At 47.5% G+C, this 17,833-nt stretch carries 17 protein-coding genes; all 17 read right to left on the bottom strand.

Annotated features, from left to right (window positions below):
- Nucleotides 1-125 precede the first annotated feature (125 nt).
- Nucleotides 126-1,073 carry a MotE family protein gene (locus tag A3842_RS13755; RefSeq protein ID WP_244169767.1) on the bottom strand — a complete coding sequence of 316 codons (948 nt, stop codon included), beginning with the start codon at nt 1,071-1,073 and terminating at the stop codon, nt 126-128.
- 18 nt (nt 1,074-1,091) lie between these two features.
- On the bottom strand, nt 1,092-1,535 hold the full coding sequence (gene fliJ, locus A3842_RS13750; protein WP_074088097.1) for a flagellar export protein FliJ: 444 nt from the start codon (nt 1,533-1,535) through the stop codon (nt 1,092-1,094).
- A gap of 6 nt (nt 1,536-1,541) precedes the next feature.
- On the bottom strand, nt 1,542-2,867 hold the full coding sequence (gene fliI, locus A3842_RS13745) for a flagellar protein export ATPase FliI (protein WP_074088096.1): 1,326 nt from the start codon (nt 2,865-2,867) through the stop codon (nt 1,542-1,544).
- Entirely contained in the window at nt 2,848-3,699 is an 852-nt protein-coding gene (locus A3842_RS13740) for a FliH/SctL family protein (protein WP_074088095.1), read from the bottom strand. Before A3842_RS13740 ends, fliI begins: the two co-directional genes overlap by 20 nt.
- Complete coding sequence (gene fliG / locus A3842_RS13735; RefSeq protein ID WP_074088093.1) at nt 3,692-4,708, bottom strand: flagellar motor switch protein FliG; 1,017 nt, start codon at nt 4,706-4,708, stop codon at nt 3,692-3,694. Before fliG ends, A3842_RS13740 begins: the two co-directional genes overlap by 8 nt.
- Before the next feature lie 4 nt (nt 4,709-4,712).
- Complete coding sequence (fliF, locus tag A3842_RS13730) at nt 4,713-6,302, bottom strand: flagellar basal-body MS-ring/collar protein FliF (RefSeq protein ID WP_074088092.1); 1,590 nt, start codon at nt 6,300-6,302, stop codon at nt 4,713-4,715.
- Between the two features lie 34 nt (nt 6,303-6,336).
- The gene (gene fliE, locus A3842_RS13725; protein ID WP_074101793.1) at nt 6,337-6,645 is read right to left on the bottom strand and encodes a flagellar hook-basal body complex protein FliE; all 309 of its coding nucleotides are present in this window, start codon (nt 6,643-6,645) and stop codon (nt 6,337-6,339) included.
- A gap of 33 nt (nt 6,646-6,678) precedes the next feature.
- Nucleotides 6,679-7,128, bottom strand: a complete 450-nt coding sequence (gene flgC / locus A3842_RS13720) for a flagellar basal body rod protein FlgC (protein WP_074088089.1) — start codon at nt 7,126-7,128, stop codon at nt 6,679-6,681.
- Nucleotides 7,129-7,134: 6 nt separating this feature from the next.
- Nucleotides 7,135-7,542 carry a flagellar basal body rod protein FlgB gene (flgB, locus tag A3842_RS13715; protein WP_074101792.1) on the bottom strand — a complete coding sequence of 136 codons (408 nt, stop codon included), beginning with the start codon at nt 7,540-7,542 and terminating at the stop codon, nt 7,135-7,137.
- A gap of 378 nt (nt 7,543-7,920) precedes the next feature.
- Entirely contained in the window at nt 7,921-9,321 is a 1,401-nt protein-coding gene (gene hslU, locus A3842_RS13710) for an ATP-dependent protease ATPase subunit HslU (protein WP_074088086.1), read from the bottom strand.
- Nucleotides 9,322-9,353: 32 nt separating this feature from the next.
- Nucleotides 9,354-9,896 carry an ATP-dependent protease subunit HslV gene (gene hslV, locus A3842_RS13705; protein ID WP_074088084.1) on the bottom strand — a complete coding sequence of 181 codons (543 nt, stop codon included), beginning with the start codon at nt 9,894-9,896 and terminating at the stop codon, nt 9,354-9,356.
- Nucleotides 9,897-10,011: 115 nt separating this feature from the next.
- Nucleotides 10,012-11,370, bottom strand: a complete 1,359-nt coding sequence (trmFO, locus tag A3842_RS13700; protein ID WP_074101791.1) for an FADH(2)-oxidizing methylenetetrahydrofolate--tRNA-(uracil(54)-C(5))-methyltransferase TrmFO — start codon at nt 11,368-11,370, stop codon at nt 10,012-10,014.
- 23 nt (nt 11,371-11,393) lie between these two features.
- Nucleotides 11,394-13,490, bottom strand: a complete 2,097-nt coding sequence (topA, locus tag A3842_RS13695) for a type I DNA topoisomerase (RefSeq protein WP_074101790.1) — start codon at nt 13,488-13,490, stop codon at nt 11,394-11,396.
- 32 nt (nt 13,491-13,522) lie between these two features.
- Nucleotides 13,523-14,641, bottom strand: coding sequence for a DNA-processing protein DprA (gene dprA, locus A3842_RS13690; RefSeq protein ID WP_074101789.1), 1,119 nt, complete (start codon nt 14,639-14,641; stop codon nt 13,523-13,525).
- Between the two features lie 203 nt (nt 14,642-14,844).
- A complete protein-coding gene (sucD, locus tag A3842_RS13685) occupies nt 14,845-15,774 on the bottom strand; it encodes a succinate--CoA ligase subunit alpha (RefSeq protein ID WP_074101788.1) in 930 nt (309 codons plus the stop codon).
- A 30-nt stretch (nt 15,775-15,804) separates the two neighbouring features.
- Nucleotides 15,805-16,962, bottom strand: coding sequence for an ADP-forming succinate--CoA ligase subunit beta (gene sucC / locus A3842_RS13680; RefSeq protein WP_074088075.1), 1,158 nt, complete (start codon nt 16,960-16,962; stop codon nt 15,805-15,807).
- 351 nt (nt 16,963-17,313) lie between these two features.
- Nucleotides 17,314-17,778: a MarR family winged helix-turn-helix transcriptional regulator gene (locus A3842_RS13675; RefSeq protein ID WP_074088073.1), complete on the bottom strand. Its 465-nt coding sequence runs from the start codon at nt 17,776-17,778 to the stop codon at nt 17,314-17,316.
- Nucleotides 17,779-17,833: the final 55 nt, after the last annotated feature.

Genomic DNA, 17,833 nt, shown 5'->3' with positions numbered 1-17,833 from the left:
TGGTCCCACCGGCGGCCGCTGTTCCCGCGTTTGCCGCAGATGGCGTTCCGTTAGTCACAGCAGTGTTACCGCCACTCATTGATTGAACGACTAAACTCATTCTTTTTCACCTCCTCTCAAGTGGATTATTTGCCGCCCATCAGCCGGTTAACAACCTTAGCGGTCTGTTCACTATTTTTCTTAGTCATCTCCCCAAGAATGGAGGATCGGACACTGTCACTTACCGTATTAAGAATTGTGATCACTTTATCAGGGTTAATGGTATACATTGACCCCAGCAGCGAAGCAGCATCTGCAGCAGGCATTGTAGTAAAGGTCTGGCTTAGTTTCTCTTTATCCAGGTTGCCTGTTGTTTTGGCCGTCGTTGTTGCAGCCGCGTCCTGCTTCAGTCTGGATTGAAGGGCTGCAATAGCCATATCGGTTGAATTCGTAGTTTCCTTTAGCTTCACGGATACATCCGCTGCTTTTTTGGGATCCATTTTTTCTAAAATCGCCGTTTTGCTCGCATTATTCATTACACTGAAGATTTGCACCATTTCATCCGTGGTTAAATTCTCCATGATTGGAGCAGCTTTGGAGGCTTTCATGCCTGCATACAGCTTCGCCAGCTCAGTCACCTGTTTCACATAGGGATCTTCTGATTCCCCTGTTTTTGCTTCCGCAGCTGCAGCTTCGTCTTTCATGCTGTCAATCTGTTTTTGCAGCGCTTCTGTCTTGGCAACTTGATCGGTCTTGTCTTCATTAGACTTCTTGAGCTGCTCCGCCTGAGCCGCTAACTGACTTTTCAATTCCTTAATCGTAGTTGCCGAGCTCGTTGCCTGTTCTTTCAATTGCTTCTGCGGATCTGTTTTTGCACCATCTTCAGTCGTTGGCTTAGGATCAGGAACCCACTTCTCCACAAAAGGAATCTTATTCGCAATCGAAAGCACATTTTGGCGGATATCCATATTGAACAGGGTCAATAGTACTCCAAGCAGCACAAGTGTAAAAATAATTGGTATCATTAAAAATAAAAACCGTTCAAATTTACTGGCTGACCCTTCGTTATCAAATTCCATTTCATTTTTAGCCACTAGCAGAAACCTCCTGGGTTAGAGGGATTTCATCGCGAAGCGGACGGTAGCCATCTCATCCAGTTCGTTTTGTTCCCGTAAAGTCATGTTCTGCTGAAAAGCGGTCTGTGCTTTGTCTTTGGCCTTCAGCCACACCTTTTCATCCAGAACCTTCGTGCTGAGGTGGTCCTGCTTATGCTGTACTTCAACATGCGCACGGCTGATATCTGAATGCTTCCGGGCTATGCAGTGATCCAGGTAATCCACATAATCCTGCATTTCTCGTAGCTTAGACAAGGGCGTTTTTTGTTCAGCGGCTTGCTGAAGTGACTGCATTAGCTCACGGCGTTGCTGAATTAAGTCTTCAAGACTTTTCTCCTGGGCCTGCAGTTCTCCGAGTGCGCTTGAGAGCAACCACTCTGCCTGTGTTTTTTCATTTGCTTTCAAGTCCACAACTTTTTGAAAAGTATAATGGAATCTCACTATCAATCAACTCCTTGAGAACTGAGAAATTAAAGACTCTTGGACTTCGGCTAGCGTGACCTTCTCATTCACCTTCTGCTTGGTGAAATTCCAAATGCTGTCGATATAGTGCATTGATTCGTCGATTTGGGCATTGGAGCCTCTCTGATAGGCACCGATGTTAATTAAATCCTCTGAATCTTTATACACAGCCATAAGCCGTTTTACATTCTCGGCTGCAGCAATCTGCTCCTCTGGAGCGATATCCTTCATCACTCGGCTGATGCTTGAGAGTACATCTATGGCTGGGAAGTGACCCTTATTGGCGATATTCCGGTTCAACACAATATGACCATCCAGAATCCCTCTAACTGCGTCTGCAATAGGCTCATTCATATCGTCACCGTCTACAAGAACTGTGTAGAATGCAGTGATCGATCCCGAAGGCCCTGTTCCGGCTCTTTCTAGCAGCTTCGGCAAACTTGCGAATACTGAAGGGGTATAGCCCCTCATCGCAGGAGGTTCACCAACTGCCAGCCCAACCTCCCGCTGTGCCATGGCATATCGTGTGACCGAATCCATCATCAGCATGACATTCAAGCCGCGATCACGAAAATATTCAGCAATCGTTGTGGCAATAAGGGCACCCTTGATGCGGATAAGTGCGGGCTGGTCAGAGGTAGCGACAACAACGACTGAGCGCTGGAGACCCTCTGGTCCAAGATCGCGTTCAATGAAATCCAGCACCTCTCTGCCCCGTTCTCCGATCAAGGCAATCACGTTTACGTCAGCTGACGTATTGCGTGCAATCATACCCATTAGTGTGCTCTTGCCAACCCCTGATCCCGCAAAGATACCCACCCGCTGGCCTTTACCTATGGTAAGCAACCCGTCGATCGCTCTAACTCCGATACTGATGGGTTCATGAACCCGTGGGCGGTTTAATGGATTCGATGGAATGTTGAATGTTGAGCTGTGTGGCATTCGTGCCGGTATAAGTGAACCATCAAGCGGCTGTCCCAAACCGTCAAGCACCTTGCCAAGCAACTCAGAACCCACTTGTACACTAAGCGGTTTGCCAGTTCCCACCACATCACAGCCTGGTCCGATGGCTTGCAGCTCTCCGAGCGGCATCAGCAGCACCTTGTTATCGCGAAAGCCAACAACTTCAGCCTGTAGCGGCTTATTGCCTTTGGCCGGGTAGATGTAGCATACATCACCTATGCTGGCATCCGGCCCTTCCGACTCGACCATTAGTCCAATCACCTGGGTGACTTTCCCGTTGATTCTGACAGGGTCAAAATTCCGCAATTGCTCCTTATACCGTCCGCTGTCAAGCATCCTCTTCCCCATTTCTGTTCTCATCGGTATCCAGTGCTATTCGAATCAGTTCTTTTTTGATTTCGGCAAGCTGTGTATCAATTCGTGCATCAATACTGCCAAAAGATGAGCGGATTACACAACCATGATCCCTAACGGTTGAATCAGGGAGTATTTGCAGTTCCGCCTGCGAATCAACCGCCATAGCCAGTTCTTCCCTAGCTGCATTCACAAAGGAGAACTGCGCAGGTGACACACATAGGGAGATCAGCCCCTGCTCGCGCTTGCGGGCAAGATTCTTGCGGATCAGATCCATTGCAAATTGCGGCTCCACAGTCAGTTGCTTGTCCACAATTTTCTCAGCTATATCACAGCTGAGTTCTACCAAAAAGGGCTCAGCCTCTTGAATAATAACTTCTTTGGCGCGGTAGGCATCCTGAAGGACTTGTCTTGCTTCCTCCATGATTTCAGCCAGCTTAAGCGACATTTCCTGTTCAGCCTGCGCAAGCCCTTCCTGATAACCCTGCTGATAAGCCTCGGATTTGACAGCCTCTACAAGATGCTCATCCTGCTCCCTGCGCTGCCGCCACCATTCTTCAGCCTCTGTCCGAGCCGATTCCACAATATTCTCTGCTTCCTGCGCTGCGTTTCTGACCTGTCCTTCAGCAAACTCCTGTGCATCCTTCAGCATTTGCTTACGGGCCTGTTCCGCCGCTTCCTTGGCAGAGTCCTGAATATGCACCTCACCTGTCGCTTCATCAGAGGCAGTGGGCTCCTCATCCAGACCTGCATGCTGTCTGGCTTGTTCCAGCCGTTTCAGTACATCAACCGGAACATATTGTGAATGTTTGATCAGCCTAGACAATGATGTCATCTCCTCCACCACGGGCGATGATTATTTCACCTGATTCTTCGAGTCTGCGGATCGTTCCTACGATGCGGGTCTGAGCTTCCTCAACATCACGCAGCCGTACCGGACCCATATATTCCATTTCCTCGCGGAAGGTTTCGGCCATACGCTTGGACATGTTGCGGAAAATAACATCCCGTACTTCCTCGCTGGCCACCTTGAGAGCCAACTGCAAATCCGCATTTTCGATGTCGCGGATAATTCGCTGGATCGAACGATTGTCCACATTGACGATATCCTCGAACACGAACATCCGTTTCTTGATTTCTTCGGCAAGCTCTGGATCCTGAATCTCCAGTGAATCCAGAATCGTGCGCTCTGTACCGCGGTCAACACCATTCAGGATCTGGACGATCGATTCTATACCGCCGGCATTAGTGTAGTCCTGCGTTACTGTAGCAGACAGCTTTTGCTCCAGCACCCGCTCAATTTGTGTGACTACCTCAGGAGAAGTGCTGTCCATAATTGCAATTCTTCTGGCCACTTCAGCTTGCTTCTCCTGTGGAAGCGAAGACAGAATGGATGCCGCCTGTTCAAATTGCAGATAAGACAACACAAGCGCTATCGTCTGTACATTTTCATTCTGGATAAAGTTCAGGATTTGGTTCGGATCAGCCTTACGGGCAAAATCGAACGGCCGTACCTGAAGTGTTGCCGTCAGGCGGTTGATAACCTCCATCGCCTTAGTCGAGCCAAGCGCTTTCTCCAAAATCTCTTTGGCGTAATTGATACCGCCTTGCGATATATATTCCTGAGCGAGACAGATTTGATGAAACTCAGCCATAATGGACTCTTTTTCCGAACTGTCTACCTTGCGGACATTGGCGATTTCCAGAGTCAGCTGTTCGATCTCCTCGTCCCTCAGATGTTTAAATATTTGCGCCGATACCTCGGGCCCAAGTGTGATTAGCAGGATAGCCGCCTTTTGACGGCCGCTAAGCACCTGCTGAGCGGCTTTTGCCATTATTTCACCTCTGTTCGTCTGCTAGCCATGTACGCAGCAGATTTACGAATTCATCCGGTTTCTTCTTCGCCAGACTTTCCAGTTGCTTACGAACCTGACTTTCGTTCGTCACGCTCTCCATATTAATTGATGGGAATTCGGTAGGAATCTGAAGCGGAATATCTTCTTCCACTTCTTCTTCTGCCTTCTTCTTACGGCTGCGGTAGATAAGGAACCCGCCTCCTGCACCAACCAGTAAAGCAGCGGCGGCAATAGCCCAAATCATCCATGTTGCAAGTCCGCCTGCAGCTGCATTAGCATCCGTACTTCCGAATTGTTGGGAATATACCGAAACTTTTTTAGCTAAGTCTGCGTCTGTATAAGTGACACCAGAATCAGCAAGAGATGCCCGAACGATATTCACCAAAATGTTCTGAATGGCTGCCGAAGTAGTAGCATCCAAAGTTGTTTGTCCTGCAGGTGGTTCAACCGCAACATTTATGGTTAAATCTTTAACAGAATATGGACTTGCAATAATATCCTTAGTGATATGGTTCACTTCAAAGTTTCTCGTCTCCGAAGACTCCTCAGAAGAAGAATTTCCTGAACCTGTATCCGCTGGATAACCCGCGACATCTTGAGAGCCTGTACCTGCAACCCCTCCGGTAGTGTTTCCCTTACCTGAATAGGAATTGCTGATAATCTGCGAGCTGATCTCAATCCCTTTCATATTCTCCGTATCTACCGGCGTTACCAGTTTCTCCTGTCTGTTCTCCTTATCAAAATTCAATTGGGAGAAGACTAGAACATCAACTTTATCCGGACCCGTGAGTGTACTCAGGAACTGCTTTACATTCTTTTTAACTTCCTCTTCAAATTTCTTTTTGAGAGTGAAATTTTCTTCAACCTGACTAGAAACTCCCGCTTGCCCGCCTTTGGCCGTTGGCATTAATTCAACTTCATTATTGGCAATCGTAATGTTGTCAATCGGCAGGTTTGGCACAGCAGTCTTCACAAGGTTGAAGTAACCATCGATATTTTCCTGGGATGGTCGAAATCCAGGGTCAAAACTAAGCACCACGGAAGCAGAAGCCTTTTCTTGATCCTCCTGTGAGGCAAAAACAGTTTCCTTGGGCAGATTGATCAGAACCTTGGCATCTTTAATGCCCTGCATTCTTCTCATTAGCTGCTCTACTTCACCATTCAAAGCATTGTTGTACTTCACATTAAACTCACTGTCCGTTGTACCAATCATCGACGATGATTCATCAAAAACCTTGTATCCGATTGACCCCCCCTGTACAATCCCCTGCGAACCAATGTCCACTTTGACCCGGGCGGCATCTGTACTAGGGACGGAGATGCTTTTACCGTCAGGACTCAGGCGATAAGAAACTCCAGCTGTGTCCAGGTAACTCATTACTCCGGCTGAATCGGTACTATCTAAATCTTGAAAAGCCACTTCGTATTCCGTCTTCGATAATTGCATCGATAAAACTACGATTATGATTATGATGATAAACAGCGTGGAAAAAAATAATATTTTCTGTTTACCGCTGAATCTGTTCCAATACTGGGTAATTTTTTCCCGGTACTGGGCAAATCTTTCATTCACAGTGTCACCCCATCCGAAACTAAGCTAGGATTATTTAGATTTGAGTTCTCATAATTTCCTGATAGGCTTCAATCACTTTGTTCCGGACTTGTGTAGTCAACTGCAAACTCAGCAATGCCTGTTGGGAAGAAATCATTGCTTGATCAACATTGACTTCACCCAGGACGAATTTGTTATTCATATCTTTTGCCTGCTGTTCTTGACCCGCTACCTGATCCAAAGCATTCTGCAAATAAGAACTAAAGCTCTGGCCTGAACCTTCAACGGTTGTTGACTCAGCAGCTGGGGTTTTCATAGCTAACGGCTTGATTGCCTGCGCCCCGATACTTAAATTTTGTATCAACTGTTTCCCTCCTGATGTGTTTTATATTTTATTTTACCGCCCGATTTCGAGCGCTTTGCTTACCATGGATTTGGATGCATTCAGCATCGTGAGATTAGCTTCGTAGGATCGAGTCGTAGACAGCATATCCACCATTTCTTTGGTGATATCCACGTTTGGCATGTACACATACCCATCGGCATCCGCATCCGGATGACTCGGATTGTACACCGGCTTCAGTGGTGATGAATCTTCAATGATGGACTGTACCTTAACCCCTTGGCTTCCACCACTATTCATTTTCGAATGCAGGATATTGGAGAAGCTGTCATTCTGGGCTGTTTCAAGTACAACCATCTTTCGCCGGTAAGGAACGGCTTTTCCATCAACCACAGAGGCTCTTGTTGTCTCTGCATTTGCAATGTTAGAGGAAATCACATCCATTCTTAAGCGCTGGGCGGTTAATGCTGAAGCGCTGATTCCAAAGCTGCTACCAAAGTTCATTTCTCATTATCTCCCTTCAACCACTGTACGCATCATTGTAATCTGGCTGTTCAACTGCTCTACATATGCATTGTATCTGAGCTGATTCTCAGCGCTTAGCGCCTGCTCACGATCCATATCCACATTATTGTCGTTATTGTTCATTGATGTAGTTTCATCTGTACTGACTACTGCTGCTGGTACTATAGTACCTGTTCCGAATTGGAAGTGCCGGGAATCTGTCACCTTCGCATTAAGTGTTGACTGAAGTCCACTCTCCTGTTGCTGTAAAAAGCTCTCAAAATTGACATCAGAGCGTTTAAAATTAGGAGTGTCAACGTTGGCTACATTATTAGCCAGAACACTTTGTCGTTTGGTGGCGGCATCTAGGCCTCCCTGCAATCTTTGAAAACTGACACTGTTCAATAAACCCAATGGAAATCCCCCTTCCAAAACCTTTGTGATGAAAAGAATTCCACAAACGCCTTACGAATTCCTGCTTGATTCGACAAAAAAAGCTAAAATTCTTCCACACTTGCCGAATATAGGTCGAAAGTTGTCGATGGACAAAAATAATGTCAATCTCATATACATTGATTCTCTTAGAATTTGTATATTATTACAATAAGAAATAAGCCCTATCTTTTCTGAAAAGAGAGGGCTTACAGCATGTTTTTTCTATTTTTTTACTTTTCAATGCCATGATATGACTGTTTTTAACATATAATTACATAAATACCCCCGATTAAGGGGGTATTTTGTATATAGCTAATTCCAAATACCTAAATTTGAATTGTCCCAAGTCTCAATGTACTACAGGATATATTGGCTTAAGTCGCGATCCTGTGCGATTCCTACCAATTTTTCACGAACATACTCTGGAGTAATGACCATTGTATCCAAAGTAAGCTCAGGAGCTTCAAAAGATAGGTCTTCCAGCAGTTTCTCTAAAATAGTATGCAGTCTACGCGCACCTATATTCTCCATATTCTGGTTTACTGAGGCTGCAATCCTAGCGATCTCATAAATCGCTTCTTGCTGAAACTGAACTTCGATATTTTCCGTTCTCAGCAGATTGACATATTGTTTCGTTAGAGCGTTCTCCGGTTCAGTCAGAATAGAGACAAAATCCTCAAGTGTCAGACTGCTCAGTTCCACACGGATTGGAAACCGGCCCTGCAACTCAGGTATAAGGTCCGAAGGTTTGGCAACATGAAAAGCTCCAGCAGCCATAAACAATACATAGTCAGTCTTAACTGGACCATACTTGGTCATTACTGTAGAACCTTCAACGATAGGCAAGATATCACGCTGTACCCCTTCTCTGGATACATCAGGTCCCGAGCCTTTGCCTTGACTGGCTACTTTGTCGATCTCGTCGATAAATATAATCCCAGACTGTTCGGCACGTGATACCGATTCCTGAATGACATCATCCATATCGATCAGCTTTGCGGCTTCATCCTGGATCAGGACTTTCCGTGCTTCTCTGATCGGAAGTTTACGCTTCTTGGTCCGCTTAGGTAAAAGACTGCCGAACATTTCCTGCATGTTCATACCCATCTGATCATTACCTTGTCCAGCGAACATGTCGAGCATATTAGGTGCCGTATCCTCAACATCCACCTCGATGATGTCGTCCTCCAGCTGTCCTGCAAGCAATTTGAACTTGACTCCACGGCGGCGCTCACTAAGACTGCCATCCTCCGCTTCTTCTTTGGTATCATCGCTTCCGCTGTTGTTACCGCCAAAAATCATCTCAAACGGATTCCGTTGTGATTTATTTTTGGATCCCCCAGGCACCAGAATAGACACAATCCGGTCATTGGCCATTTCTTCAGCTCGGTCCTTTACTTTCTCGGTCCGCTCCAGTTTCACCATACGAATAGAGGTTTCCACCAAATCACGGACCATTGACTCTACGTCACGCCCAACGTAACCAACCTCTGTAAACTTGGTGGCCTCCACTTTAATAAACGGGGCATTGACCAGCTTGGCCAGACGCCGTGCAATCTCAGTCTTGCCGACACCAGTAGGTCCGATCATCAGAATATTCTTCGGGACAACCTCATCCCGCAGGTCTTCAGACAGCAGCGAGCGGCGATAACGGTTGCGGAGCGCAACAGCCACTGATTTCTTAGCCTGCTTCTGGCCTACAATATATTTATCTAGTTCTGCTACGATTTGCCGGGGTGTAAGCGATTGATTCACCATTGTGACTTCCTCCCTTTTCTGTGGCACCGTGCCTACAGTTCTTCGACAATAATATTTGAATTGGTATACACACATATCTCGGATGCAATCGTCAGCGCTTCTTTGGCTATTTCTGCAGCGCTTAGATTGGAGGCATGACGTTTCAAAGCACGTCCTGAAGCGAGCGCGAAATTACCTCCTGAACCGATGGCAAGCACATCATCATCCGGCTCAATAATTTCTCCATTTCCGGAAATCAGCAGCATACCTTCTTTATCCATCACAATCATCAGCGCTTCCAGCTTCCGCAAAATGCGGTCCTGGCGCCAATCCTTGGCCAGTTCTACTGCCGCACGCTGTAAGTTTCCATGATGCTCCTCCAGCTTGCCCTCGAACTTCTCGAACAACGTAATCGCATCCGCCACGGATCCCGCAAAGCCGGCGATAACCTGCCCCCTATATAAACGACGTACCTTTCTGGCCGTTGTTTTCATAATAACACTCTCGCCAAATGTAACCTGGCCATCTCCTGCTATTGCCGCATGGCCATTATGTCTCACCGCACAAATTGTAGTTGCATGAAAGCTAGGTAACATAATTTAAGCAACCTCCTAAAAGTTTTGTGAGCGTTACTGCCAGGAATCATCTACGTACAAAACTTGCTTCGAAAGCATAACCCTAAGCTTTATGAGTTTTGCTGCATATCTTCTTTTATTGAGAAGTCTGATCCGCATTCTCCGGTTCATTGTGCGGAAGGCCCGTATGAGCGGCGTACGCGGCGAGACTATCCAGGGCACGATGAGCAAGAAACTCATTTTTTTCTTTTTTGCTGCGGATTCTTTGCGCAAGCTTGGGCAATAGACCAAAATTGGCATTCATCGGCTGAAAATGTTCCGGATCGGCAGACGTGATGTAAGCAGGCATACTGCCCAGCACGGTCTCCTGAGGGAAGATGAGGCCTTCATCCCCAAGCGCTGCCCTCGCAGCATTCACGCCAGCAATCAGCCCCGATGCAGCGGACTCTACGTAACCTTCAACCCCCGTCATTTGACCGGCAAAAAAAAGTCTTTCCCGGCCCTTCATTTGATAGGTAGGATGCAAGAGCTTCGGAGAATTAATAAATGTATTACGGTGCATTACTCCATAGCGGACATACTCGGCATTCTCCAGGCCCGGAATCAGTGAGAATACCCGTTTCTGCTCGCCCCACTTCAGATGTGTCTGGAAGCCAACCAGATTATAAAGCGTTCCGGCAGCGTTATCCTGACGTAACTGTACAACCGCGTAAGGAAGTTTACCTGTATGAGGATTCAAGAGCCCCACCGGTTTCATGGGTCCGAACAAGGCGGTCTGTTTGCCGCGCTTCATCATGATTTCAATCGGCATACAGCCTTCAAAATAAATCTCTTTCTCAAAATCTTTGATTGCTGCAGTCTCTGCAGAAATTAGCGCATCATAAAAACGGTCAAATTCCTCTTCCGTCATCGGACAGTTCAGATAAGCCGCCTCACCTTTATCATAACGGGAGGCCAGATATACCTTGCTCATGTCGATGGTATCCTTTTCCACGATCGGAGCGGCGGCATCATAGAAGTAAAAGTACTCTTCACCTAACAGGCCTTTGATCTCGGCGGATAATGCCGGAGAAGTCAACGGGCCGGTCGCAACCACAACGATCCCTTCCTCCGGTATATGCGTAAGTTCTTCATTTATGACTTCTACTAGGGGATGATTGTGCAGTTTGGCAGTAATTTCACCGGAGAATCCATCACGGTCAACAGCAAGTGCTCCGCCAGCAGGAACTGCGTGACGGTCGGCTGCACCCAGCACCAGTGAATCCAGACGCCGCATTTCTTCCTTAAGCACCCCAACTGCATTACCCAGTCCATTGGCACGCAACGAGTTGCTGCATACCAGTTCTGCAAATTGATCGGTATGATGCGCAGGAGTCTTCACAACAGGTCTCATCTCATATAATCTAACCGGAACCCCCCGGGAAGCTATCTGCCAGGCCGCTTCGCTCCCTGCGAGGCCGGCCCCTATTACTGTAACCTTAGCTAATTCTGTCAATTTCCTTTCCTCCTGTAGAGCATTTATTCTGCCAGTTCTTCGCCTTCAAGTACAACCTCGGTATGATCGCAAGAAGTGCACTGGAGCTTTGTCCCCTGCTTATTACGCTTCTCAATCATCCATGAGCCGCAGACAGGGCATGGTTTAATGGATGGTCTGTCCCACGATACAAAATCACAGCCAGGGTATTGATCGCAGCCATAGAAGACACGGCCTTTTTTACTACGGCGCTCTACGACTTTACCTTCATGACACTTCGGACAACTTACCCCAATATCCTTGACAATCGGCTTGGTGTTCCGGCAATCCGGGAATCCGGAGCAAGCCAGAAACTTACCGAACCGACCAAGCTTATATACCATCGGTTTGCCGCATTTCTCACACAGCTCATCCGACACTTCATCTTCAATTTCAATTTCCTTCATTTCTTCCTCAGCAAACACCAGCCGCTTCTCAAAGGAAGTGTAGAATTCAGATAATACTTTTACCCAATCCTCCGCGCCTTCTTCAACATGGTCAAGATCGCCTTCCATATGCGCCGTGAATTCTACATCCAGAATCTCAGGGAAAAACTGTTCCATCTGCTCGATGATTAATTCTCCAAGTTCTGTCGGCATGAACTTCTTCTCTTCAATCGCCACATAACCACGCTTTTGGATCGTTTCCAGTGTAGGGGCATAAGTACTTGGACGCCCTATTCCCAGCTCTTCCAACGTTTTAACCAGACGTGCCTCTGTGTATCGCGGAGGCGGCTGTGTGAAATGCTGCTTCGGCTCAATCTCATGTTTAACCAGGTCATCGCCGGCTTTGAGCGGAGGTAAATACTTTTCCTCATCCGTGGTTCCGTCATCATTGCCTTCGACATATACCTTCATAAAACCCGCAAAAGACACTTTGGAACCGACGGCCCGGAACACGGCAGCACCTGCGGTAATATCTACCGAGAGCGTATCCAGAACTGCAGAAGACATCTGACTGGAAACAAACCGCTCCCATATCAGCTTATACAGCCGGAATTGGTCACGGCTCATGTATTCTTTAACCATCTCAGGCTCGCGAAGTGCAGAGGTAGGGCGGATAGCTTCATGCGCATCCTGTGATCCGGCGGCTTTTTTGGAATACTGACGAGGTGTCTCAGGGACGAACTTCTCACCGTATTTGGATAAGATCAATTCCTTGGCTTCATCCTGCGCGGTTACGGATAGACGAGTGGAGTCGGTACGCATATAAGTGATCAAACCGACCGTTCCTTCTTTGCCGAGCTCAACACCCTCATACAGCTGCTGAGCCACAGACATGGTTTTGGCTGCACGGAAGCCCAGCTTTCGTGCTGCTTCCTGCTGCAAGGAGCTCGTCGTGAATGGTGCGGAAGGATGCCGTTGTCTTTCTTTCTCTTTTACTTCACTTACCTTGAAGGCAGCATCTTTGATTGCTTTCAGGACTTCCTGAACATCGCTTTCCTGACCAAGTTCTTTCTTTTCACCATTCAGTTTGTGGAACTTGGCTTCGAAGAGTGAATCCCGAATGCCCAGCTTCGCGGTAATACTCCAATATTCCGTAGGTACAAATGCCGAAATTTCATTCTCGCGGTCCATAATGATTTTGACGGCAACAGATTGCACACGGCCGGCGGACAAACCCTTTTTGACTTTCTTCCATAATAGCGGGCTAATCTTGTAGCCGACCAGACGATCCAGAATACGCCGTGCCTGCTGAGCGTTAACCAGATCCATATTAATCTTGCGCGGTGTCTTGAAGGCATCTTTTACAGCCTGCTTCGTAATCTCATTAAAAACGACCCGGCATTCCTGTGTGTTGTCCAGATCCAGCGCATGCGCCAGATGCCAGGCAATGGCTTCACCTTCGCGGTCCGGGTCAGCCGCCAGATAGACTTTTTTCACTTTTTTGCTGGCGTCCTTAAGTTCCTTCAAAATCGAACCCTTACCGCGGATCGTAATATACTTGGGATTGAAGTCATTTTCCACTTCTACACCAATCTGACTCTTCGGCAAATCCCTGATATGTCCCATAGAAGCCTTTACGATATATTTACTTCCTAAATATTTGCCAATTGTCTTCGCTTTTGCCGGCGATTCGACAATAACCAATGCTTCCGCCATAGGTTGTTCCTCCTAAAAGTGTTCCTTCTATATTAAATTACCTTATAAATTGCCCCTGGTAATTGTGATACCGCTTTTTTTATGATTAAAGATAACAGAACTGAATGCAAATGTCCAAAATCCCATCCCGTTCTGAGCAGCAGCTCATCCAGTGTAAAAGGGCCTTGATGCAGTATATGGTATAGGTGAGACTCCTCACTTGTCAATTTCTTTTCCCTGAGCCTGTCTTCACCTACCGGCAGCAAAACGGCATTTTCTGTATCTCCTATAGACTTTGAAGGCACGTGCGACAGGTATTCTTCAATAATATCAGAGGCTCCGGTTACGAGTTTTGCCCCTTGCTTAATTAAGTCTAGTGCTCCCCGGCTTTTGGGTGAAGTGATTGGTCCCGGTACGGCAAACACATCTCTCCCGGCTTCAAGGGCGGCGTCAGCGGTAATCAGCGAGCCACTCCGGGCATCCGCTTCGACAACCAGCGTTCCCAGTGTAAGTCCCGCAATAATTCGATTCCGCTGAGGGAAAAGTCCGGGATGGCTTTTGGTTCCCAGCGGATACTCACTGAGTACCAGGCCTTCACGCGAAATCTGCCGCTCCAGCTCCCTATTCTCCGGAGGATATATCCTGTCGAGTCCTGTAGCAACCACAGCAACGGTACCGCCTTTGCTCCCCAGTGCAGCTTCATGACAGACACTGTCAATGCCCCGGGCAAGGCCACTTACCACTGTGAAGCCTGCCGCACTTAGCTCTGAAGCCAGCATTTCACCAACCTTACGCCCATAGGCCGTTGGCACACGGGTTCCAACCATTGCGATTGAAGGACAGGAAGCGAGCTTCAGATTACCTCTGTAATACAACACCCAAGGGGGCTGCGGCGTTTCTTTAAGTCGCTCCGGATAATCTTCATCCAACAGAGTAGCCGCCTCTACACCGCTTTCCTTCATTAAATAGCAGCGGGTACAAATCCATTCTTCATTAAAATCAGCAGCGAGCTTCTGAGCAATTTTCGCAGGGATCCCCGCTTTTACCCAATCCTCATAGCTACACAAAAATGCATTTTCCGTCAAAAGTCCCGCTTGGAGAATTCTGTCGATGGTTTTCCAGCCAACACCCTCTACTTCATTCAATCCGATCAACAGTCCGCGTCTTTCCATATGTACTTCTCTCCTTTAGATGAAGGCAAGCCTTCTAAATAAAATAAGCATCCCAACCTGAGGTAAGGTATAGCAGGAATCCTCCTTGTAAAAAAAGGCCGAACGCCAAAAAAGCAACCTTTTATCCCCATGAAAGAGAACAAAAGGTTGCTTACCTTATAAGCTGATTATACCTAATCTGGACGCAAATGTATTGTGAAATATCAGTGAGTCGTAAAAGCGTTCAGAATGCCGCGTTCTTCCAGGACGCTCACAAGGGTAGAGCCCATTTCGGCTGGAGTTGGCGCAACTTTGATACCGCAGGATTCCAGTACAGCAATCTTTTCGCTGGCCGTCCCCTTCCCACCAGAAATAATAGCTCCGGCGTGCCCCATCCGTTTACCCGGAGGCGCGGTTACACCTCCAATGAAGCCGACAACTGGCTTGGTCATATGCTCTTTGATCCACTCCGCCGCTTCCTCTTCCGCTGTACCACCGATCTCTCCGATCATAATAACAGCCTTGGTTCCAGGATCCTCATTAAACAGCTTCAAAATATCGATGAACTCCGAACCTTTTACAGGGTCACCACCAATACCGACTGCTGAAGACTGTCCGATTCCGCGCTCAGTCAACTGGTGTACCGCTTCATAGGTAAGCGTTCCACTGCGGGACACAACTCCCACGTAACCAGGCATATGAATATATCCCGGCATGATGCCTATTTTACACTCCCCTGGTGTAATGACACCCGGACAGTTAGGGCCGATCAGTACGGTAGGGCGTCCTTCCATATAGCGTGAAACCTTTACCATATCCAGCACTGGGATTCCTTCAGTAATACAGATGACCAGCTCAAGGCCGGCATCCACTGCCTCCATGATTGAGTCCGCAGCAAAAGCCGGCGGCACATAAATTACGCTTGCCGTCGCACCCGTAGCTGCCTTGGCAGCTACAACCGTATCGAATACTGGCAGACTGACCTCACTGCCATTGTCCAAAGTAATATTGACAGTGGTCCCGCCTTTGCCCGGGGTAACCCCGCCTACCATCTGGGTACCGTAATCCAGGGCTCCCTTGGTATGGAACAAGCCGGTCGAGCCTGTGATCCCTTGCGTGATGACCTTCGTATTTTTATCTACAAGAATGCTCATCTATAGTCACATCCCTACTTAGAATTGTCTTTACACAAGAGCTACAATCTTACGGGCTCCATCCGCCATGGAATCCGCAGCTACGATATTCAGCCCAGACCCGGCAAGAATCTGCTTGCCCAGTGCAACATTGGTGCCTTCAAGACGGACAACAAGCGGCTTGGTCAGTCCAAGCTGTCTTGCAGCTTCAACTACTCCGCTGGCGATAACATCACAACGCATGATTCCGCCGAAAATATTGACGAATATTCCATTTACTTTGTCGTCGGACAAAATAATTTTGAATGCCTCAGTAACCTTTTCGGTGGTGGCACCGCCCCCTACATCCAGGAAGTTAGCCGGCTCACCGCCATAGTATTTGATAATATCCATCGTGGCCATGGCCAGTCCGGCACCGTTCACCATGCATCCAATGTTGCCGTCCAGGGCGATGTAGCTCAGATCGAATTTGGAAGCTTCAATCTCCTTCGCATCCTCTTCGTCCAGGTCACGCAGCTCCAGAATATCCTTATGCCGGAACAAGGCATTGGAATCGAAATTCAGCTTCGCATCAAGTGCCATAACGTTTCCATCCCCCGTAACCACGAGAGGATTAATCTCAGCAATGGAGCAATCCTTATCCACAAAAGCCAAATAGAGCGCTTGCATGAACTTGACAGCTTTATTAACCAGTTCTGTTGGGATCGCAATACTGTACGCTAATTTCCGGGCTTGAAACGTCTGCAATCCTACCGCCGGATCAATAATCTCCTTGAAAATCTTTTCAGGATGCGTAGCCGCAACCTCTTCAATCTCAGTTCCGCCTTCCTCCGATGCCATCATCACCACACGGCCGGAGCCACGGTCAACAACAAGTCCAATATAGTATTCTTTTACAATCTGACAGCCTTCCTCAATCAGCAGCCGTTTTACTACCTTACCTTCCGGCCCGGTCTGATGGGTAATCAGCGTCTTTCCGAGAATCTCTTCCGCATATGCACGAACCTCTTCGCTTGTTTTGGCGACCTTTACGCCTCCGGCTTTGCCGCGTCCGCCAGCATGAATCTGCGCTTTGACCACTACAACCGGGGTACTCAGCGACGCTGCGGCTTCTACCGCTTCCTCCACTGTATAAGCTACTTTTCCGTTCGGTACGGCCACGCCGTACTTCTTAAGTACTTCTTTTCCCTGATACTCGTGGATATTCATACCGGAAGCCTCCTAAAGTATTGCGGTGGCGAAGCAGGCAGCCTGCTGCCATTCCGCTTTCCGTTTTGATTGTCCAAAGCCGGGTCCAGACCGGTAAAATATAGTAATATCCCGGTACATACAGAATACCCGTGCCGGAATTATATGAAATCGGCACAGGTTTCTGTCTATGACATCCGGGACGAAAATATCGTTTTGAACCGATTTCCGCCCAGCGCCATAATATGAAACCCAGAATATTGTAACATGTTTTAAAAACGCTTTCCTTAAAAACTTTCATGATTTATACATACATTTTCGCTCGATTTCATGCCGGAATGCGAACGATTGCATTGACTTTACATAAACAAGCTATTTTACGGCATTGGTATTGGCTTCGTGTACACGGGCAAGCAGGTCCTTGAATTGCCCCAGCAGACCCACAAATTCATCTGCCGATAACATCGTACCTTCCGCCATTTTTCCGGGGATGCATGCTGCTTCACCCCGTAGAGCCTTACCCTGTTCGGTTAAGGAGATCAGTACCTTCCGTTCATCCTGAAGTGATCGTTCGCGAAGAATCAGACCGGCAGCCTGCAACCTCTTCAGCAGCGGCGTTAATGTGCCTGAATCCAAAAAAAGCGCTTCTCCCAGCTCTTTAACTGTACACTGGTGTCGTTCCCACAGTACAAGCATTACAAGGTATTGGGAATACGTTAGTCCAATCTTGTCCAGATGTGGCTGGTATAGCTTTGTGAATTCACGTGAACAGGCGTAAATGGTAAAACACAGTTGATTCTCAAGCAGCAGCTCGGGGGTTGTAGTTGTCTCTTGCATATCTTCTTCACCTGCCTTTGTGACATTATTTTATCACAATTTCTAATTAATATCA

The sequence above is a fragment of the Paenibacillus sp. P3E genome (assembly GCF_001909045.1).
GTDB classification, from domain to species: domain Bacteria; phylum Bacillota; class Bacilli; order Paenibacillales; family Paenibacillaceae; genus Paenibacillus_AQ; species Paenibacillus_AQ helianthi.
The sequence above is the reverse complement of the archived record's forward strand: the minus strand, read 5'-3'. Positions and strand labels throughout refer to the sequence as shown.